The organism is Rhodococcus sp. MH15 (assembly GCF_019266045.1).
GTDB classification, from domain to species: domain Bacteria; phylum Actinomycetota; class Actinomycetes; order Mycobacteriales; family Mycobacteriaceae; genus Rhodococcus_F; species Rhodococcus_F qingshengii.
In genome coordinates, this window is the sequence record NZ_LPNP01000061.1 from 847,851 (window position 1) to 865,409 (window position 17,559).

At 64.9% G+C, this 17,559-nt stretch carries 16 protein-coding genes; 3 read left to right on the top strand and 13 right to left on the bottom strand.

Annotated features, from left to right (window positions below; genetic code table 11):
• Nucleotides 1-60 precede the first annotated feature (60 nt).
• From gatB to ATN37_RS11910, 4 genes are all read right to left on the bottom strand, one after another.
• Nucleotides 61-1,572 (bottom strand): Asp-tRNA(Asn)/Glu-tRNA(Gln) amidotransferase subunit GatB, encoded by a 1,512-nt coding sequence (gene gatB / locus ATN37_RS11895; RefSeq protein ID WP_007729370.1) that lies wholly within the window; start codon nt 1,570-1,572, stop codon nt 61-63.
• Nucleotides 1,573-1,597: 25 nt separating this feature from the next.
• Nucleotides 1,598-2,629: an ATP-dependent 6-phosphofructokinase gene (locus ATN37_RS11900; RefSeq protein WP_075832935.1), complete on the bottom strand. Its 1,032-nt coding sequence runs from the start codon at nt 2,627-2,629 to the stop codon at nt 1,598-1,600.
• A gap of 115 nt (nt 2,630-2,744) precedes the next feature.
• Nucleotides 2,745-3,407 carry a response regulator transcription factor gene (locus tag ATN37_RS11905; RefSeq protein ID WP_007729374.1) on the bottom strand — a complete coding sequence of 221 codons (663 nt, stop codon included), beginning with the start codon at nt 3,405-3,407 and terminating at the stop codon, nt 2,745-2,747.
• A 9-nt stretch (nt 3,408-3,416) separates the two neighbouring features.
• Complete coding sequence (locus ATN37_RS11910; RefSeq protein WP_166502152.1) at nt 3,417-4,691, bottom strand: sensor histidine kinase; 1,275 nt, start codon at nt 4,689-4,691, stop codon at nt 3,417-3,419.
• A 164-nt stretch (nt 4,692-4,855) separates the two neighbouring features.
• Between ATN37_RS11910 and ATN37_RS11915 the strand changes: the two genes are divergently transcribed.
• Together ATN37_RS11915 and ATN37_RS11920 are read left to right on the top strand one after the other, a co-directional pair.
• Nucleotides 4,856-5,530: a hypothetical protein gene (locus tag ATN37_RS11915; protein WP_166502151.1), complete on the top strand. Its 675-nt coding sequence runs from the start codon at nt 4,856-4,858 to the stop codon at nt 5,528-5,530.
• Entirely contained in the window at nt 5,527-6,927 is a 1,401-nt protein-coding gene (locus ATN37_RS11920; RefSeq protein WP_211920402.1) for an alpha/beta-hydrolase family protein, read from the top strand. Before ATN37_RS11915 ends, ATN37_RS11920 begins: the two co-directional genes overlap by 4 nt.
• Nucleotides 6,928-6,983: 56 nt before the next feature.
• Here ATN37_RS11920 and gatA read toward each other — a convergent pair whose 3' ends face one another.
• Entirely contained in the window at nt 6,984-8,462 is a 1,479-nt protein-coding gene (gene gatA / locus ATN37_RS11925; RefSeq protein WP_030535403.1) for an Asp-tRNA(Asn)/Glu-tRNA(Gln) amidotransferase subunit GatA, read from the bottom strand.
• Entirely contained in the window at nt 8,459-8,758 is a 300-nt protein-coding gene (gene gatC / locus ATN37_RS11930; protein WP_003944747.1) for an Asp-tRNA(Asn)/Glu-tRNA(Gln) amidotransferase subunit GatC, read from the bottom strand. The genes gatA and gatC overlap by 4 nt, the downstream gene beginning before the upstream one ends.
• 280 nt (nt 8,759-9,038) lie before the next feature.
• On the opposite strand from gatC, the gene ATN37_RS11935 reads away from it, so the two are divergent.
• Nucleotides 9,039-9,689: an amino acid-binding protein gene (locus tag ATN37_RS11935; RefSeq protein ID WP_003944719.1), complete on the top strand. Its 651-nt coding sequence runs from the start codon at nt 9,039-9,041 to the stop codon at nt 9,687-9,689.
• 13 nt (nt 9,690-9,702) lie between these two features.
• Here ATN37_RS11935 and ATN37_RS11940 read toward each other — a convergent pair whose 3' ends face one another.
• From ATN37_RS11940 to ATN37_RS11970, 7 genes are all read right to left on the bottom strand, one after another.
• On the bottom strand, nt 9,703-10,191 hold the full coding sequence (locus ATN37_RS11940; RefSeq protein WP_058038606.1) for a GNAT family N-acetyltransferase: 489 nt from the start codon (nt 10,189-10,191) through the stop codon (nt 9,703-9,705).
• Nucleotides 10,192-10,238: 47 nt separating this feature from the next.
• Complete coding sequence (gene ligA / locus ATN37_RS11945; protein ID WP_218960151.1) at nt 10,239-12,320, bottom strand: NAD-dependent DNA ligase LigA; 2,082 nt, start codon at nt 12,318-12,320, stop codon at nt 10,239-10,241.
• An 81-nt stretch (nt 12,321-12,401) separates the two neighbouring features.
• Entirely contained in the window at nt 12,402-13,424 is a 1,023-nt protein-coding gene (locus tag ATN37_RS11950; RefSeq protein WP_058038604.1) for a methionine synthase, read from the bottom strand.
• A complete protein-coding gene (gene mnmA / locus ATN37_RS11955) occupies nt 13,421-14,533 on the bottom strand; it encodes a tRNA 2-thiouridine(34) synthase MnmA (protein WP_042447455.1) in 1,113 nt (370 codons plus the stop codon). The genes ATN37_RS11950 and mnmA overlap by 4 nt, the downstream gene beginning before the upstream one ends.
• Entirely contained in the window at nt 14,533-15,762 is a 1,230-nt protein-coding gene (locus ATN37_RS11960) for a cysteine desulfurase family protein (RefSeq protein ID WP_058038603.1), read from the bottom strand. The genes mnmA and ATN37_RS11960 overlap by 1 nt, the downstream gene beginning before the upstream one ends.
• A 52-nt stretch (nt 15,763-15,814) precedes the next feature.
• The gene (locus ATN37_RS11965) at nt 15,815-16,714 is read right to left on the bottom strand and encodes a 1-acyl-sn-glycerol-3-phosphate acyltransferase (RefSeq protein WP_054827837.1); all 900 of its coding nucleotides are present in this window, start codon (nt 16,712-16,714) and stop codon (nt 15,815-15,817) included.
• Nucleotides 16,714-17,550: a GNAT family N-acetyltransferase gene (locus tag ATN37_RS11970; RefSeq protein ID WP_003944707.1), complete on the bottom strand. Its 837-nt coding sequence runs from the start codon at nt 17,548-17,550 to the stop codon at nt 16,714-16,716. The genes ATN37_RS11965 and ATN37_RS11970 overlap by 1 nt, the downstream gene beginning before the upstream one ends.
• Nucleotides 17,551-17,559 lie beyond the last annotated feature (9 nt).

The window sequence follows — 17,559 nt, forward strand, 5'->3', positions numbered from 1 at the left end:
ACACTGATGCCCGGCCGAATTCGATTCGGCCGGGCATCAGTGTCAGAAATTCAGTGTGCGCTAGCTGCACGCCTCGATGACAAGTTCCTTCACACGAGCCGCGTCTGCCTGTCCACGAGTGGCCTTCATGACGTCGCCGACGATCTTTCCGGCGGCCTGCACCTTGCCACTGCGAATCTTGTCCGCGATGTCGGGGTTCGCTGCGAGCGCTTCGTCGACGGCTGCCTTGAGCTTGGTTTCGTCACGTTCGACGACCAACTCCGGGTGGGCCGCGACAACCTGCTCCGGGTCACCCTCGCCGTCGAGGACGTGATCGACGACCTGGCGAGCCACTTTGTTGTTGAGCTTGCCGCTGTCGATGAGAGCTACGACCTGGGCAACCTGCGCCGGGGTGATCGGCAGAGCGCCGAGTTCGACGCCACGGGTGTTCGCCTGCTGTGACAGGTAGGACAGCCACCAGGAGCGCGCTGCCTCGGGCGAAGCACCGGCCTCGGTGGTCGCGATCACCAGATCGATGGCACCGGCGTTGACGAGGTCGCGCATGACCTCGTCGGAGATTCCCCAGTCCTTCTGGATCCGCGCACGGCGAATCCAGGGAAGCTCCGGCAAGGTACCGCGCAGTTCTTCGACCCACTCGGCGCTCGGAGCGACGGGCTCGAGATCCGGTTCCGGGAAGTAGCGGTAGTCCTCGGCCGTTTCCTTCCGGCGTCCCGCTGCGGTGGTGCCGTCGCCTTCCTGGAAATGGCGGGTCTCCTGGATGACCTCACCGCCGGCGTCGAGAACTGCTGCCTGACGGCGCATTTCGTAGCGAACTGCGACCTCGACGCTCTTGAGGGAGTTGACGTTCTTGGTCTCGGTGCGGGTCCCCAGTTCGGTGGAACCGATCGGCATGAGGGAGATGTTGGCGTCGCAGCGCATCGATCCCTGATCCATGCGGACGTCGGAGACGTCGAGGGACTTCAGCAGATCACGAAGCGCCGTGACGTACGCGCGAGCAACCTCGGGGGCGCGCTCACCGGCACCGTGGATGGTCTTGGTGACGATCTCCACCAAGGGAACGCCCGCACGGTTGTAGTCGAGCAGCGAATGGCTGGCACCGTGGATACGACCGGTAGCGCCACCCACGTGGAGGGACTTACCGGTGTCCTCCTCCATGTGGGCGCGCTCGATCTCGACGCGCCACGTCGTGCCGTCGTCGAGGATCACGTCGAGGTAACCCTCGGTTGCGATCGGCTCGTCGTACTGGGAGATCTGGTAGTTCTTCGGCTGATCCGGGTAGAAGTAGTTCTTGCGTGCGAATCGGCCCCACGGCGTGATGGAGCAGTTGAGCGCAAGGCCGATCCGGATCGCGGACTCGACAGCGGCTGCGTTCACCACCGGCAACGAACCGGGCATGCCCAGACAGACCGGGCACACCTGGGTATTGGGTTCGGCACCGAACTCGGTGGGGCACGGGCAGAACATCTTGGTCGCGGTGCCGAGTTCTACGTGCACCTCCATACCCATCACAGGCTCGTACTTGGTCAGTACTTCGTCGTAATCGAGGATGTCGGGCGCATCGACAGCAGTCATGGTGATCAGTTTATGCGTCTGCGGCTCAGCCGAAGAATGCGGCTGCCTCCTCGTAGCGCTCCTTGGGCACCGTCTTGAGTTTGCGGGTCGCCTCGGCGAGCGGAACGAGGTCGATGCACGTTCCGTGCAACGCGACCATCTGACCGAAATCTCCGCGGTGAGCTGCGTCGGTGGCATGAACGCCGAAGCGAGTGGCGAGGATGCGGTCGTGCGGCGTCGGGGTGCCACCGCGCTGAATGTGCCCGAGGACGGTGGTGCGAACTTCCTTGCCGATCCGGCGCTCGATCTCGTTTCCGAGCTGCTGCGCGACACCGGTGAAGATCTTGTGGCCGAACTCGTCTATGCCACCTTCGCGCAGGGTCATCGACGCGGGATCGGGCATCGCACCTTCAGCCACGACGCAGATGAAGTGGGAGTCGCCACGCTGGAAGCGCTTCTTGACCATCGCGCACACCTCGTCGACGTCGAACGGCTGTTCCGGAACCAGAGTCAGGTGTGCCCCCGACGCCAGTCCGGCCTGCAGCGCGATCCAGCCCGCATGCCGGCCCATGACCTCGACGAGCATGACGCGCTGGTGCGATTCGGCCGTGGTGTGGAGCCTGTCAATGGCGTCGGTGGCGACAGCCAAGGCGGTGTCGAAACCGAAAGTCACGTCAGTGCAGTCGATGTCGTTGTCGATCGTCTTGGGCACACCGATCACGGGTACGCCACTCTCGGAAAGCCAACTGGCCGCGGTGAGAGTGCCTTCGCCGCCGATCGGGATCAGGACGTCGATCCCGTTGTCGTCGAGAGTCTGCTTGATCTGATCGAGGCCCGCACGGAGTTTGTCGGGGTTCACGCGAGCGGTGCCGAGGATCGTGCCGCCGCGGGTGAGGATGCGGTTGATGCGGTCATCGGAGTCGAGCGGGACCTTGCGGTCCTCGAGCAATCCTCGCCAGCCGTCCCGGAATCCGACCACGGTACTGCCGTAACGACCGGCCGACGTACGTACGACGGCGCGGATGACCGCGTTCAAGCCCGGGCAGTCGCCGCCGCCCGTGAGGATTCCGATTCGCATAGTGCAGCACCTCTCGTGACCGGATTGTGGATCTTGGTGTCCATCTTCCCCCAGTCACGGTATTGCCGCAGGATAGCGGCGTTGCCGAGCCGCAACGCCGCGCCGCACGGGACCCCTAACCCGGCGTGACGAGCCCGCTTTCGTACGCCAACACGACTGCCTGGGCGCGATCGCGCAGATCGAGCTTCGACAGCACCTTCCCGACATGGGTCTTGACGGTCTGCTCGGCGACGAACAGCCGCTCGGCGATCTCGACGTTGGACAATCCGCGGGCGATCAGTTCGAGGACCTCGCGCTCACGCGGGGTCAGGGCGTCCAGCGCTGCGGGCCGTGCGCGCGGGGCCGCCCGCCGACTGGTCACATCGGCAATCAGACGCCGAGTCACCGTCGGCGCCAGCAAGGCCTGCCCTTCGGCAACGACGCGTACCGCCCGAATCAGTTCCTCAGCCGGTGCGTCCTTGAGCATGAACCCGCTCGCTCCGACGCTCAGGGCCTCGTAGACGTAGTCGTCGATGTCGAAAGTGGTGAGCATGAGGACTCGCACCGGCGGTTCCCATCCGGCGGACAGAATCTGGCGGGCAGCGTCGAGTCCGTTCATCTCGGGCATGCGAACATCCATCAAGACCACATCCGGACGCAATCGCGCGACCTCGGCGACGGCGATCTTGCCGTCCGGCGCATCGCCGATCACGCTGATGTCGGGCTGGGCGGAGAGTAGGGCTCCGAACCCTTGTCGAACCATCGCCTGGTCGTCTGCGATGAATACTGTGATGGGCACTCGGACAGCCTAGGCGGGCATCGACGGCAACTCGGCCCGGACCTCGAACCCTCCGTCCTCGCGCCGGTTTGCCAACAGCATGCCGCCCACCGCCGAAGCCCGCTCACGCATTCCGCGGATTCCGTTGCCACCCGTGGTTTCCGACGCCGAGTGCTGATTGCCACCCAATGGCGAAGGTCCGTTGTTCACGAGCGCGCTCACCGATTGCGGACCGAAGGCCACGGCGACCTCGATGGGTCCGCCTGGCGAATGCCTGGCCGCGTTGGTGATCGACTCCTGAATGATCCGGTAGAGCGCAAGGCCCGTGGATTCCGAGACCGACGCTCGATCGCCGTCGACTCGCCACGATACCGGCAAACCGGCACGGGTACTGCCGAGCAACAGTTCGTCCAACTGGTCGACGCCCGGTTGTGGAGCCGTCACCACGGTGTCCCCGTCGCTGCGCAGGACTCCGAGGAGGCCGCGGATCTCGTTGAGCGCTGCTCGCCCTGTCTCACTTATCGATTCGAATTCGGTTCGGATCTCCGGAGTGACTGCATCGAGTCTGTACGGCGCACTCTGAGCTTGCACGACCACCATCGACATGTGGTGGGCCACGATGTCGTGCAAGTCGCGGGCGATCCGCGCCTTCTCCTCGAGGATCGTGCGTCGAGTGCGTTCGAGTTCACTGACTTCCTCCTGCTTGGCCAACTGGCGGCGCGAGAGGACCAACCAGCGGATCAACAGGCAGAAGACGACCAGTGCACTCAGCCCGACAGCCCAACCGGCGCCGTCGCTTCCCGGGGCGTTGCCGAGGAAGAGCAGCACCGTGGCGATCCAGGCGACACCGACAACCTGAATGGGCGCCCGCAGACTCACTGCGGCCAGCAACGACATCAGCACGATGATGTGGACGACCTGCCACGGGTAGTCGTAACCGGGAGTGTTGTCGAACACCAACGGGATGATCAACGCCGAGACCGCCGACACCGCCCACCCCAACGGAGCGTTGATCCGGATCAGGACGAACGGAAATGCAGCCAACGCGGCGACGAAGGGCATGATCGGCGGCGAAACATGATGCGTCAGTTGCAGTGTCGGCCAGGCAATCGAATAGAGGATCAGAGTGATCGCTACGATGACGATGTTCCAGAACTGACCGCGGGCCACGAAACTGGTTGCCCGGCGCACTTTCTCCGAATGAACGACCGCCCCGTCGAGGCCGGACAGCATCGACCCGGCGGTGGCGTATGTCGGCGTGGGCACATCCGGTGCACCCTTGTTCTTCCTACGGACCTTGATCACTCGTCAAGCCTATGAAGGCGAACCCCGAAAGTCCTCATACTGCAGAGTGAGATCCCCCTACCTCCGAGGTATCACAGGGGAGGGAATTCTCACCCGAATGCGCGTCGGAGAACCCCTCCACAGAGCGATGACCGTCAGGATTGTCCGTTCATAGCGTGAACGGCATGCGGATCACACGGGTGAAAGACATCTCTCGAAGCGCCGGCACCTGGGCTGCCCTGGCGCTGGCTGCAACGGCAGCGATCACGGTCACTGCCGGAGCGAGCGGAGCCCAGTCGCCGCGCACCGAGAATTCGAACGCATCCAGGGCGATCGCCACCGTGACTACTGCGGATGCCTCTGACGCTGCGACCACCATCCCGGCGGACTTTGCGGCATTCGCCGGTTACACCCCCGCCGTCGTCGACGGATACCTCGCCAATCCCCACGGCGACTGCTCGTCGCCGGTCCCACTTCCCGACGAATTCGACTCGGCCTGCAAAGCGCACGATCTCGGCTACGACCTACTCCGCTACGCGCATTCGCACGGAACGGAACTGGGGCCGTGGGCACGTCAGGTCCTCGACGGTCAGCTCGACCAGCGAATGCATGCCGCGTGTGAAGACCGCACGTCCTTTCTCTCACGAGGGTATTGCTTCGCGATGGCCAATGTAGCCGTCACGGCTGTGAACGGAAACTCCTGGCGCCAAAGCTATCTGACGCCGGTCGCGGAATCGGGATTCGGTTACGGCACGGCCGGTGTTCTGGCAGTCTCCGCCTTCGGCTTCACCCTGATGCGATCGCGGCGCCTCGACCCGTCGAACGAGTTCTCCTACTCCCCGAAAGCGATTGCAGCATGAGCGTTCTGAATGCGTCACGGACCCCCGTCCTCGCCCGAGTCGGGGCGCTCGCACTCCCCCGCGTGTCCACGAGCGTCGCCGTGGCAGCGATGTCCGCCATCTCGCTGGCTCCCGGACTCCTGCCGCGATCAGCCGTACTACAAGGGGTGTTCAGCGGTCTGCTCGTCGCGGCCGGACTACTGGCGATGTGGGCGTTCTCCGCGGTAGCCCGTCGGCTCGTCCCCGACCGGGTCAAGGCCCGATTCGACGAACGTCATTGGCGCATCACCGCGTTCGGGTTGTCGACTGCCGGCACCGCAGTTGCGATGTTCGCCGCCGCCGGTTGGCAGAACTCGTTGCGAGCGGCGATGGGCGCACCGTCTGCCGGACTTCTCCACTGGGCGGAGGCGGGTTGCATTTCAGCACTGACCGCACTTGGTCTCTGGGGCATCGGGATCGGAATTTCGAAGGCGCTGCGGTGGATGGGTTTCGCGCGGAGCGTCGGCGCACTGGTCATGGGTATTCTCGGGGTGCAGTTGGTAGTCGGTCCCGTCGTGTGGAACGGCCTCGCCGATTCGTTCGACAAGTCCAACGCGTACATCGACACTGCTCTGACACAGCCACTTTCGGCCTCTGTGTCAGGCAGCCCCGAATCTCTCATCTCGTGGACGTCGATGGGGGCGGAGGGACGCAAATTCGTCGCAGCAGGCGAAGACTCGGTGCGTGTCTACGCCGGTTTGGATTCGGCACCCGACACTGCATCACGTGCCGCTCTCGCGGTGAGCGAACTCGATCGCGTCGGCGGCTTTGCCCGCAACAGCGTCGTAGTGGCCGTTCCGACCGGATCGGGGTGGATCGACACGCATGCAGTCGACGGTATCGAGCAACGGTTCGGCGGCGACGTCGCAATAGTCGGGCAGCAATACTCCGACGCACCCAGTTGGGCGACATTCCTGTTCAGCCGCGACGACGCCGAAGAATCGGCAACCGCTCTGTTCACCGCCGTCGGCAGCCACATTGCCGCTATGCCCGCCGAGGATCGACCGGACCTGTTCCTCTACGGACAGAGCCTCGGCGCCGTCGGCGGCAGCGCCGCACTGACCGAGGCTTTGTCCGAGGGCAGTCCCACCACCGCGTGCGACGTGTTGTGGGCCGGTCCCCCGGCGGGCGCGACACGAACGGACGGCGCAACCGTCCTCGCGAACACTTCCGACCCGGTGGTGTGGTGGTCGCCTGCCCTCGCGACACAGAAACCGGATCTGAGCCGTGCCGTGCAAGATGCACCGATCCCGCAGTGGATCCCGGGTGTCACGTTCTTGCAGACCACCGTCGACATGCTCGGTTCGCTCGGTGTCCCCGCCGGTCACGGCCATCGCTACGGAACCGATCAGGGGACGGCCCTGAGAACTTGCTCCTGAACTGCTGTGCGCCTTTATTAACCGCGGGGGGTTAATAAAGGCGCACAGCAAACAGGTCAGACTGCAGTTGCAATCGGGCCGCGTGCAGCTTCGTAGGCGGCACCGACACGGTAGAGGCGCTCGTCAGCCATGGCGGGCGCCATGATCTGCAAGCCCACCGGCAGGTTGTCGTCCGCGGACAGGCCCGAGGGCACCGACATCGCGCAGTGTCCGGCCAGGTTGGTCGGCAGCGTGCACAGGTCGGAGAGGTACATGGCCAACGGATCGCCGACCTTCTCCCCCAACTTCCACGGCGTGAATGGGCTGGTCGGCGAGACCAGTACGTCCACCTTCTCGTAGGCCTTGTCGAAATCGCGCGCGATGAGCGTACGAACCTTGAGCGCCGAACCGTAGTAGGCGTCGTAGTAGCCCGAGGACAGTGCGTAGGTACCGATCATGATGCGGCGCTTGACCTCCGGACCGAAACCGGCGGCGCGGGTTGCCGCCATGACCTGGTCGGCACTCATGTTGCCGTCGTCGACACGCAGTCCGTAGCGCATCGCGTCGAAGCGGGCCAGGTTGGACGAGACCTCACTGGGCAGCACCAGGTAGTACGACGCGAGCGCGTGCTCGAAGCTCGGGCACGAGACCTCGACAACCTCGGCACCGAGTGCCTTGAGCTGCTCGACGGCAGCATCGAAGGAAGCGATGACGCCTGGCTGGTAGCTGTCGGAGTGAAGTTCCTTGACCACACCGACTTTGACGCCGCGCAGGTCGCCGTTTGCACCTTCGCGTGCGGCGGCGACGACCGGACGCACGGGGGCGTCGATGGACGTGGAGTCACGCGGATCGTGTCCGGCGATGACCTCGTGCAGCAGAGCGGTGTCGAGCACGGTGCGTCCACAGGGGCCACCCTGATCGAGCGAGGAGGCGCACGCGACGAGTCCGAAGCGTGAGACAGTTCCGTACGTCGGCTTGGTGCCGACCGTTGCGGTGACCGCAGCGGGCTGACGGATCGAACCGCCAGTGTCAGTGCCGATGGCCAGCGGGGCCTGACGGGACGCGAGCGCCGCTGCGCTACCGCCGCCCGAGCCACCGGGGATGCGGGTGACGTCCCACGGGTTACGCGTCGGGCCGAAGGCCGAGTTCTCGGTCGAAGAGCCCATCGCGAACTCGTCGAGGTTCGTCTTGCCGAGGATCGGGATGCCGGCAGCGCGCAGCTTGGAGGTCAGAGTCGCGTCGTACGGCGCGACCCAGCCTTCGAGAATTTTCGACGCACAGGTGGTCGGCATGTCCGTCGTGGTGAAGATGTCCTTCAACGCGATCGGAACGCCGGCGAGTGCCGAAGCTGGTTCGTTTCCGCCTGCGAGCGAGTTGTCCACTGCTGCGGCGGCTTCGAGAGCCTGTTCGCCTGCAACGTGCAGGAAGGCGTGGTACTCGGTGTCGACGGCCGCGATGCGGTCGAGATGCGCCTGCGTGACCTCTACGGAGGACACCTCACGCGAGTGGATCTTGCCGGCCAGCTCAGCGGCGTCCAGCGTGGTCAGATCGGTCATTCGCCCTCTCCAAGGATCTGCGGAACCGCAAAGCGATCCTGTTCGACTGCGGGTGCTCCGGACAATGCCTGCTCGGGGGTCAACCCGGGCACGATCACGTCGGGGCGCGTCACGTTGGTGACGGCATTGGGATTCGCCATGGGCGGGACGTCGTCGGCGGCAACCTCGGTGACCACCTTGACGTGGTTGAGAATCGAATCCAACTGACCGGCGAACTCGTCGAGTTCGGCATCGGACAGGGCGAGTCTGGACAGCCGCGCGAGGTGCGCGACCTCGTCACGGGAGATGGCAGGCACCGCGGGGCCCCTTTCGGAAGAGGACGTGAACATTGCCGGTCCAGCCTAGTTGCTCGCCGCGACAGACCTGTAAGCACGCCCGCTGTATCGAACGACGAGCACGCTCACTGTGTCGATCGCCACGCCGAAAGCCCGCAGTGTGTTTCGCTCGTGTGACAAGCATGTGCATCTGGCGTGACGCCGCCGCGGCGCCCACCATCGCAGGTTGGGCAAGTGCAAAGATGAGTCAGGCCCGGGTCGACGTGATCCGGGCGAGAACCGATCAGCGAAAGGCACGCACGTGTCGTACCTGCTTCGCGTCCAACTGCCCGATCGACCAGGCAGCCTCGGCGCGCTCGCCGTAGCTCTCGGATCCGTGGGCGCAGACATCCTCTCCCTCGACGTCGTGGAACGAGGTGACGGTTTTGCCATCGACGACCTCGTGGTCGACGTCGAACCGGGCGCGCTGCCCGACACCTTGATCACCGCTGCCGAGCATCTACCGGACGTGCTGGTCGATTCGATCCGCCCCTACGCCGGGATTCTCGACACTCACCGTGAGCTCGAACTCATAGATTCCGTTGCGACGGCCCGAAACGATCGACTACAGGTCCTCGTCGACGGCGCGCCGCGTGTACTGCGAGTCGGCTGGTGCGTCGTCGCGGACATCGGCAAGCACGGTGCGTACCGCGTCGTCGGTAGCGCCGGCGCGCCGGAAACCCACGCCACCGACATTCCGTGGATGCCACTGGACAAGCCCACCGCCCTCGACGGCGAGGCCGACTGGGTTCCGGACGTATGGCGCGACATGAACACCAGCCTCGCTGCCGCACCTCTCGGCTCCGGCAATCGAGTCCTCATGCTCGGTCGTCCCGGTGGGCCCGAATTCCGCCCTTCGGAGATAGCCCGCCTCGGCTACCTCGCAGGAATCGTGGCGACGGTACTGGGTTGACCAGGCTGGCTGATCAGGCCAGGCCGCGAACCATGACGGTCAGTTCCATACCGCGAATCGGCTCCCACGCCCGCTCGGGATCGGGGACGAAACCGTTGCGGTCGTAGATACGACGGGCATCGACCATCTCGGGCTGCGTCGAGATGACCACCGAGTGATCGCCGCGGTCGTAGGCTTCGGCGATCACTGCGCGAACCAATGCGGTTCCGGCGCCCGATCCCCGAGCTTGCGGCGAGACTGCGAGCATGCGGAACTCGAGTTCGCCCTTCTGCGCAACATCCGCGAAGGGCGTGCCGGGTTCTGCGATCGTCAACGAGCCCACGACTTCGTCACCGAGAACCGCAACCAGCACCCGCCCCTGCTCCACCCGAGTTGCGGTGTCGCGCAGGCGCTCCGCGTACGGCGATCCGCCGGTGACAAATCCGCCACCCACGTACGACTGCACAGTCAGCTCCCCGACGGTCTCGAACTCAGCCGGTAGAACTTCACGAATCTCGATCATGGCGTCACTATCGCACCCAGCACACCAATCTCAGAAATCGGACAAAGTCACTCTGATTCGTCCAAATCGGTGGGAGCGACCGCATCCGGGCCATCTTCGAGCAACCGCCGGAAGCCGTCTTCGTCGAGCACCGGCACACCCAATTCGACCGCCTTGTCGTGCTTGGAACCGGGCGCTTCACCGACGACGACAAACGCAGTCTTCTTCGAGACCGACCCTGCCGCCTTGCCGCCGCGCACCAGAATCGCTTCCTTCGCCTGATCACGCGAGTAGGTCTCGAGCGAACCGGTGACGACGATCGAGAGACCCTCGAGATTGCGCGGAATCGAATCGTCGCGTTCGTCCTCCATGCGTACTCCGGCCGACGCCCACTTGTCGACGATCTGCTGGTGCCAGTCGACGGAGAACCACTCCACGACGGCGGCGGCGATAGTCGATCCGACGCCGTCGACTGCAGCCAACTCGTCGACCGAAGCTTCCCGAATGCGTTGCAGCGAGCCGAATTCGCCGGCCAACGCCCTCGCGGCAGTGGGGCCGACGTGCCGAATCGACAGTGCCACAAGCACTCTCCACAGCGGCTTGTCCTTTGCCGAATCCAGGTTGGCCAGCAAGCGTTTTCCGTTGGCGGACAGGGATCCCGCATTGGTGCGGAAGATCGGAACTTCGATCAGTTTCTCGGCGTCGAGTGAGAAGAGATCACCCTCGTCACCGATGACCTTCGCCTCCAACAGCCCGGTCGCGGCCTCGTACCCGAGCACCTCGATGTCGAATGCACCGCGCCCCGAGACGTGGAACACGCGCTCGCGCAACTGCGCCGGACAGTACTGCTGATTGGGGCATCGCACGTCGACGTCGCCCTCTTTCGCGGGTGCCAACAACGTGCCGCACTCGGGACAATGCGTCGGCATGACGAACTCGCGCTCGGTACCGTCACGAACGTCTGCCACGGGCCCGAGGACCTCGGGGATAACGTCTCCGGCCTTACGCAACACCACGGTGTCGCCGATCAGCACACCCTTGCGCTTGACCTCCGAGCCGTTGTGCAGCGTGGCCAAGGACACAGTGGAACCCGCCACCGTGACGGGTTCCATGTACGCGAACGGCGTCACACGACCCGTACGTCCGACACTGACCCGGATGTCGAGGAGCTTGGTCGTGACCTCTTCCGGCGGGTACTTGTACGCGATAGCCCACCGTGGTGCGCGCGACGTGGTGCCCAGACGTCGATGTAACGACATCTCGTCGACCTTGACCACCAACCCGTCGATCTCGTGCTCGACGTCGTGGCGGTGTTCTCCCCAGTACTTCATCTTCTCGACCACGGCGTCGGCGCCGACCACCCGTGAGGTGTGCGTGGACACCGGCAGACCCCAGGCGGCGAGGGCCACGTAGGCGTCGTACTGCGAGGCCGGCTCGAAACCTTCCATGCGCCCGAACCCGTGGCAGATCATTCCGAGGCGGCGACGCGCGGTGACGGCAGGATTCTTCTGACGCAGGGAGCCCGCCGCGGAGTTGCGCGGATTGGCGAACGGCGCCTTCCCCTCCTCCACCAGGGAGGCATTGAGTGCTGCGAAGTCCTCGAGGCGGAAGAACACCTCGCCACGCACCTCGAGCAGGCTCGGAATCGGGTACTCGTCCGTGGCGGTAAGGCGCTCCGGGATGTCGTTGATCGTCAGAGCGTTGAGCGTGACCAGCTCGCCCGTACGACCGTCACCGCGGGTTGCGGCACGAACGAGTTTGCCGTTCTCGTAGACGAGATTGAGGGCGACACCATCGATTTTCACTTCACAGAGATAGTGCAGTTCCGGCCCGGTTTCCTGCTCGACCTTGGCGATCCATGCTCGGAGCTCCGACTCGTCGAAGACGTTGTCGAGGCTGAGCATCCGCTCGAGGTGGTCGACGGACGTGAAGTCCGTCGCGAATCCGCCACCGACGAGTTGCGTCGGAGAGTCGGGAGTTCGCAGATCCGGGTACTGCTCTTCGAGAGCATTGAGCTGCCCGAGCAATGTGTCGAATGCACCGTCCGAAATGACGGGCGCATCACGAACGTAGTAGCGGAACTGATGCTGGCGTACCTCTTCGGCCAGCTCCGTCCACTGCTCGCGCGCCTCGTTGGGCGCTGGCTGCATTGCATCCGCGGTTTCAGTCACAGCTAGAAGATTATCGGTTCACACCGACACACCACACGACTCCACATCGGAACGCACACACTAGAACGCCGACGGATCGTCCACCAATGCCTTGCCGACGTCTGTACACAGCCGAAGGGCGGCACGAGCCCAGTCGAGGTTCGCACCCGAAAGACCGCAACGCGGAGTGACCGCGACCTGGGTCTGCAGGAGTTCACGAGAGAAGCCGAGACGATCTACCAGTGTGACGGCGGGCATCGCACACTCTTTCCACGTCACCGGCTTTTCCGGCTCCACGGACGGAACCAGACCGAGCGCCAATTCCTTGCCGGCGTCGAACAACTGGCCGATACCGTCGAGATCGCGTGAGCCGATGAGCGACATGTCGAAGCTCACGCCGAACGCCTGGCTTCGCCTCAGTAGATCCCACGGCATGTCTGTGCCGCAACTGTGGACGATTGTGGGCAGTCCGCAACCGCTGATCGTCGAGTCGAGTACGGCGAGTGCCTCGGGTTCCGGCAGTGCCGGAACGCTCTCCATCTTGGTGCGCCCAGGCAGCGAACCGGCCAGAACTGCCGCGATCTGCGGCTCGTCCAACTGAATCACCACTGCGGCGCCGGTGCGGCGAGTGACCTCGGCCGCATGACGCGCGAGACCCTCACCGAGTGATTCTGCGACGTCGCGGAGCGCACCGCGGTCGACGAGAACTCGCGAACCGTTTGCGACTTCGATCTCGGCGCCGAGTGTCAGCGGGCCGGCGACTTGAAGCTTGACGACGTGGTCTCCGCCGACCAAGCGCGCCGACTCCCAGGCTTCCTCGAGCGCATCGAGATCCTGATTCAGAAAGTCCTCGGCTCGCTTCGCGACATTGCCCCGCCGAGGCACGACTCGATAGGCACGGGTCGAGGCGTCGAGGTTGATGTCGACCAGAATTGCCCCCGCCCGGCCGACCATGTCAGCGCCGAGACCGCGGCTCGGCAACTCCACCAGATGCGGGAAACCACCCAGCTCACCGAGGATGGTTGCGGCACTTTCGCGGGCATCCGTGCCCGGCCAGGATCCGATTCCGGTGACGAGACCACCGATGGAAACCTGCTGCGTCACAGTGTGTTCGGCTCGGATTCGGTGCCCGAGATGGTGCCACTGCCGAGAACCTGGTCGCCCAGTTCTCGGTCGGGGCGATACAACACGACGGCCTGTCCCTTTGCGACGCCGGTCAGTGGTTCGCGCAACGAGATCGAGATACCGCCGCTCGAAGTACCGTCGTCGACGGCCTCCGCAACGGCCTGCGCCAGTCCACCGTGCGCACGAACCTGCACCATGCATTCGACGGGGCCCTCCGGCGCCTGGCCCGAGGTCCAGATCGCACGCTGCGCCGAGATGGCCCAGACGTCGAGATTCTTGGCCGAACCCACTCGGACCGTTCCGGTTTCGGGCTCGATCGCGGTCACGTACCGCGGACGGCCGTCACCCGCCGGACCTTCGACGCCGAGACCCTTGCGCTGTCCGATCGTGAAGCCGTGTACGCCGTCGTGTGCAGCGAGGACTTCACCCGAATCGGCGTCGACGACGCTTCCCGGACGAACGCCGATGCGCGCACCCAGGAATGCTCGTGTGTCGCCGGTCGGGATGAAGCAGATGTCGTGACTGTCAGGCTTGTTCGCCACAGCCAGACCACGCTCGGCGGCTTCCTCGCGGATCTGTTCTTTCGGTGTGTCACCGATCGGGAACATCGCTCGCGAAAGCTGCTCAGCCGTCAGCACACCGAGGACATACGACTGGTCCTTGTCAGCGTCGACCGCCCGGCGCAGGACGCCGTCTTCGAGGCGCGCGTAGTGACCGGTCGCCACGGCGTCGAAGCCGAGAGCGACTGCACGGTCGGCGAGTGCGGTGAACTTGATCTTCTCGTTGCAGCGCAGGCACGGATTGGGGGTCTCACCCGCTGCGTACGACGCCACGAAGTCGTCGATCACGTCTTCCTTGAAGCGATCGGCGAAATCCCAGACGTAGAAGGGTATTCCGAGAACGTCGGCGGCGCGCCTGGCGTCGCCGGCATCTTCCTTCGAGCAGCATCCACGCGAACCCGTCCGCAATGCGCCCGGCGCCGTGGACAAAGCAAGATGAACGCCGACGACGTCGTGTCCGGCGGCGACAGCGCGGGCGGCGGCGACAGCGGAGTCGACACCTCCGCTCATGGCTGCGAGTACTCGCATCAGCGATCCCCTCCACGCGAACCGGCACCGGCAAGACCGGCGGCCCGAGCGCGCTCTACTACTTGTGGAAGCGCAGCGATGAGCGCGTCCACATCGGTGACACTCGACGTATGTCCGAGCGAAAATCTCAGTGAGCCACGCGCGACGGGCGATTCGACGCCCATCGCGATCAAGACGTGGCTGGCCCTGGCCACACCGGCGGTGCAGGCCGAACCGGTGGAACATTCGATACCGGCGGCGTCGAGCAGCATCAGCAACGAATCGCCCTCGCAACCGGGGAAGGTGAAGTGCGCGTTACCGGGAAGCCGATCGGAACCGGTCGGGCCGTTGAGCACCGACTCGGGAAGGATCTCCAGGACCCCGCCGATCAAACGGTCACGCAGCTTCGCCAATTCCCTTGTGCTCGAATCGAAGTTCGCGACATTCGCGCGCAACGCCGCAGCCATCCCGACAACTCCCGCGGTGTCCGGCGTCCCCGAACGCAGATCACGTTCGTGTCCGCCGCCGTGAAGGAGCGGCACACAGGGAACCTGGCGTCCGAGCAGAAGCGCGCCGACGCCGTGCGGACCACCGAACTTGTGCGCCGCGATGCTCAGCGCGGCCAATTTGCTCGCCGCGAAATCGACCGGCAATTGTGCAACTGCCTGAACCGCGTCGCTGTGCATCGGAATCTCGAACTCAGCCGAAATCTCCGCCAACTCCACGATCGGCATGATCGAGCCGACCTCGTTGTTGGCCCACATCACCGTCACGAGTGCTACCTCGTCGGCGTGGACGGAAAGCTCGTCACGCAAGGTCTGCGGGTCGACGACACCGTTCTCGTCGACCGGCAACCACGTCACGCGCGCGCCCTCGTGCTGCTCGAGCCACTCGACGGCGTCGAGCACAGCATGATGCTCGACGGAGCTGGCCAGGATGCGAGTGCGTCGCGGGTCTGCGTCACGGCGAGCCCAGTAGATGCCCTTGACCGCGAGATTGTCGCTCTCGGTGCCTCCGGAGGTGAAGATGACCTCCGACGGCCGCGCACCCAGGCTGGCGGCGATCGATTCGCGCGATTCCTCGACGCGGCGCCGGGCCGCACGGCCGGAGCCGTGCAGCGAGGACGCGTTGCCCACGGTTTTGAAGGTATCGGTCATCGCCTCGATAGCGGCTGCCGACATCGGAGTCGTGGCGGCATGATCGAGGTACACCGGAAATCCGGCGTGGGCACTGTGTGCAGGCAGAGTCATGGCTTGACAAGAATAGCCCAGCACGAGAGTTCGACCAGCCTCGCTCAGCAGGCTAAGCGCTCATCGCCGGGGAAGGATCGATTTGTCCCATGGCTTGTGTCACGAGTTCCGGTGCGGGGTCGAAGATGTCGTGAGCTGCCAGATCGATGATGTCGACGCCGCGTACGGCGCTCTCGCATCGCTGCGCGAGATCGGCTCGACACTCCCCTGCCTCCTCGAGCGGAGCCAGCCTGACCTTCACCTCGACGTTCTTCTGACGCAGGATCCGACGGATGGACTGACCGATCGTTTCGGTGCCGACAAAGCAGGGTCCGGTGCACAGGGAACCGTCGGCGTTCTCGTAGCGGATCGCCATCGGCTGAACCGGGCATTCGGCGTCGACGGCTGCTTGGAACATCGCCGGACGAAAACCGCCGTACGCCCGCCCGCACCAGGTCGTTCCCTCGGGGAACACCATCACCCGGACACCTCGCTGCAGGCGTTCGCGAACGACGTCGACGGTTCCGGGGAGTTCACGCAGGCGAGCGCGGTCGATGGGGACGACGCGCATCCGGCGCGCGAGACCGCCGAGCACTGCCCAGTCGAGCAGGTCGGCGCGGGCGACGAAGTTGGCCGGAGCAACGGCGCTCGCGACGAGGACGTCGGTCCAGGACACGTGACCGGCGACAACCATGACCCCGTCAGGTTCCGCGCGCCCCAACCGCTGGTCGTCGACCGTCAGCTTCATCCCCAGACAACGAAGCAACGCGCGCGAGTATCCGCGTTGCATCTCAGTACGCCAGGTGCGCGGGAGGAGCCAGCCGGCCGAAAGCACAGGCGCAGTCAACAGTGCGGCACCGACCATGACCCCGCGGGCCATCACGGTGATACTCGACACACCGGGTGCGTCCGCGGGTAGGCACCCGTCGCCGCAGGGGCTCGTCGGCACCCAGTACGGCACCGCCGCGGTCATCAGCCGATCCCCGACTCGTGTGCGGCGGCCGCCGATCGCAGCCGTTCGAGGTACCGCTTGTTGGCGGAGTGAAGGCCTTGCAGCGCAACAAAATCGGCCACACCGAACTCGGGATCGTGAGCAGGTTCCCCGCAGATCATCGCGCCCATCCGCAAGTAACCACGGAGCAACGGTGGCATCGTCACGCGTTCCGGTGCGGCGATCTCGTCGAGCGTCAGACCCCCGAGGACCACCGGGTTTCGTGGGATCACCCGCCGCGACCCCGGACTGGCGTGCTTGTTCATCACGAAGTCACGGACGCCGCGGACATCGGCGCCGGCAATTGAATCGGGGCTCGGCAAGACGGGCACGGAGACGCAGCCCATCACCCACTCGTATCCGGTCAATTCGAGATAGTGCAGGATGCCCGACCACATCAGGCTCAGGACGGATCCGGTGCGGTGAGCGGGATCGACGCACGCGCGACCCATTTCGACGATCCTGTTCGCCACCGGATCGAGCGCGGAGATGTCGAATTCCGTTGCGGTGTAATACCCACCGGCCGCCGCAGCGGAATCCGGCGGCAGCATTCGGTAGCAGCCGACGTACTCCTCGGTGATGTTGTCGCGAACGAGAAGATGATCACAGAATTCGTCGAAGGCGTCGGCGTCGAGTTCGAACACCCCGGCCGAAGCGGGGAGGGAGAAGCCTGGCTCGGAGGCGAACACTCGGTATCGAAGGCGCTGCGCAGCGACACGATGCTCGCGGTCGGAGGAGACGATCAGGGAATATCTCGGCTGGGCGACCTCACGGCCGAGATTGTCACTCGCGGAGCGAAGGACTGACGTAATTGTCATGCGCAAGGT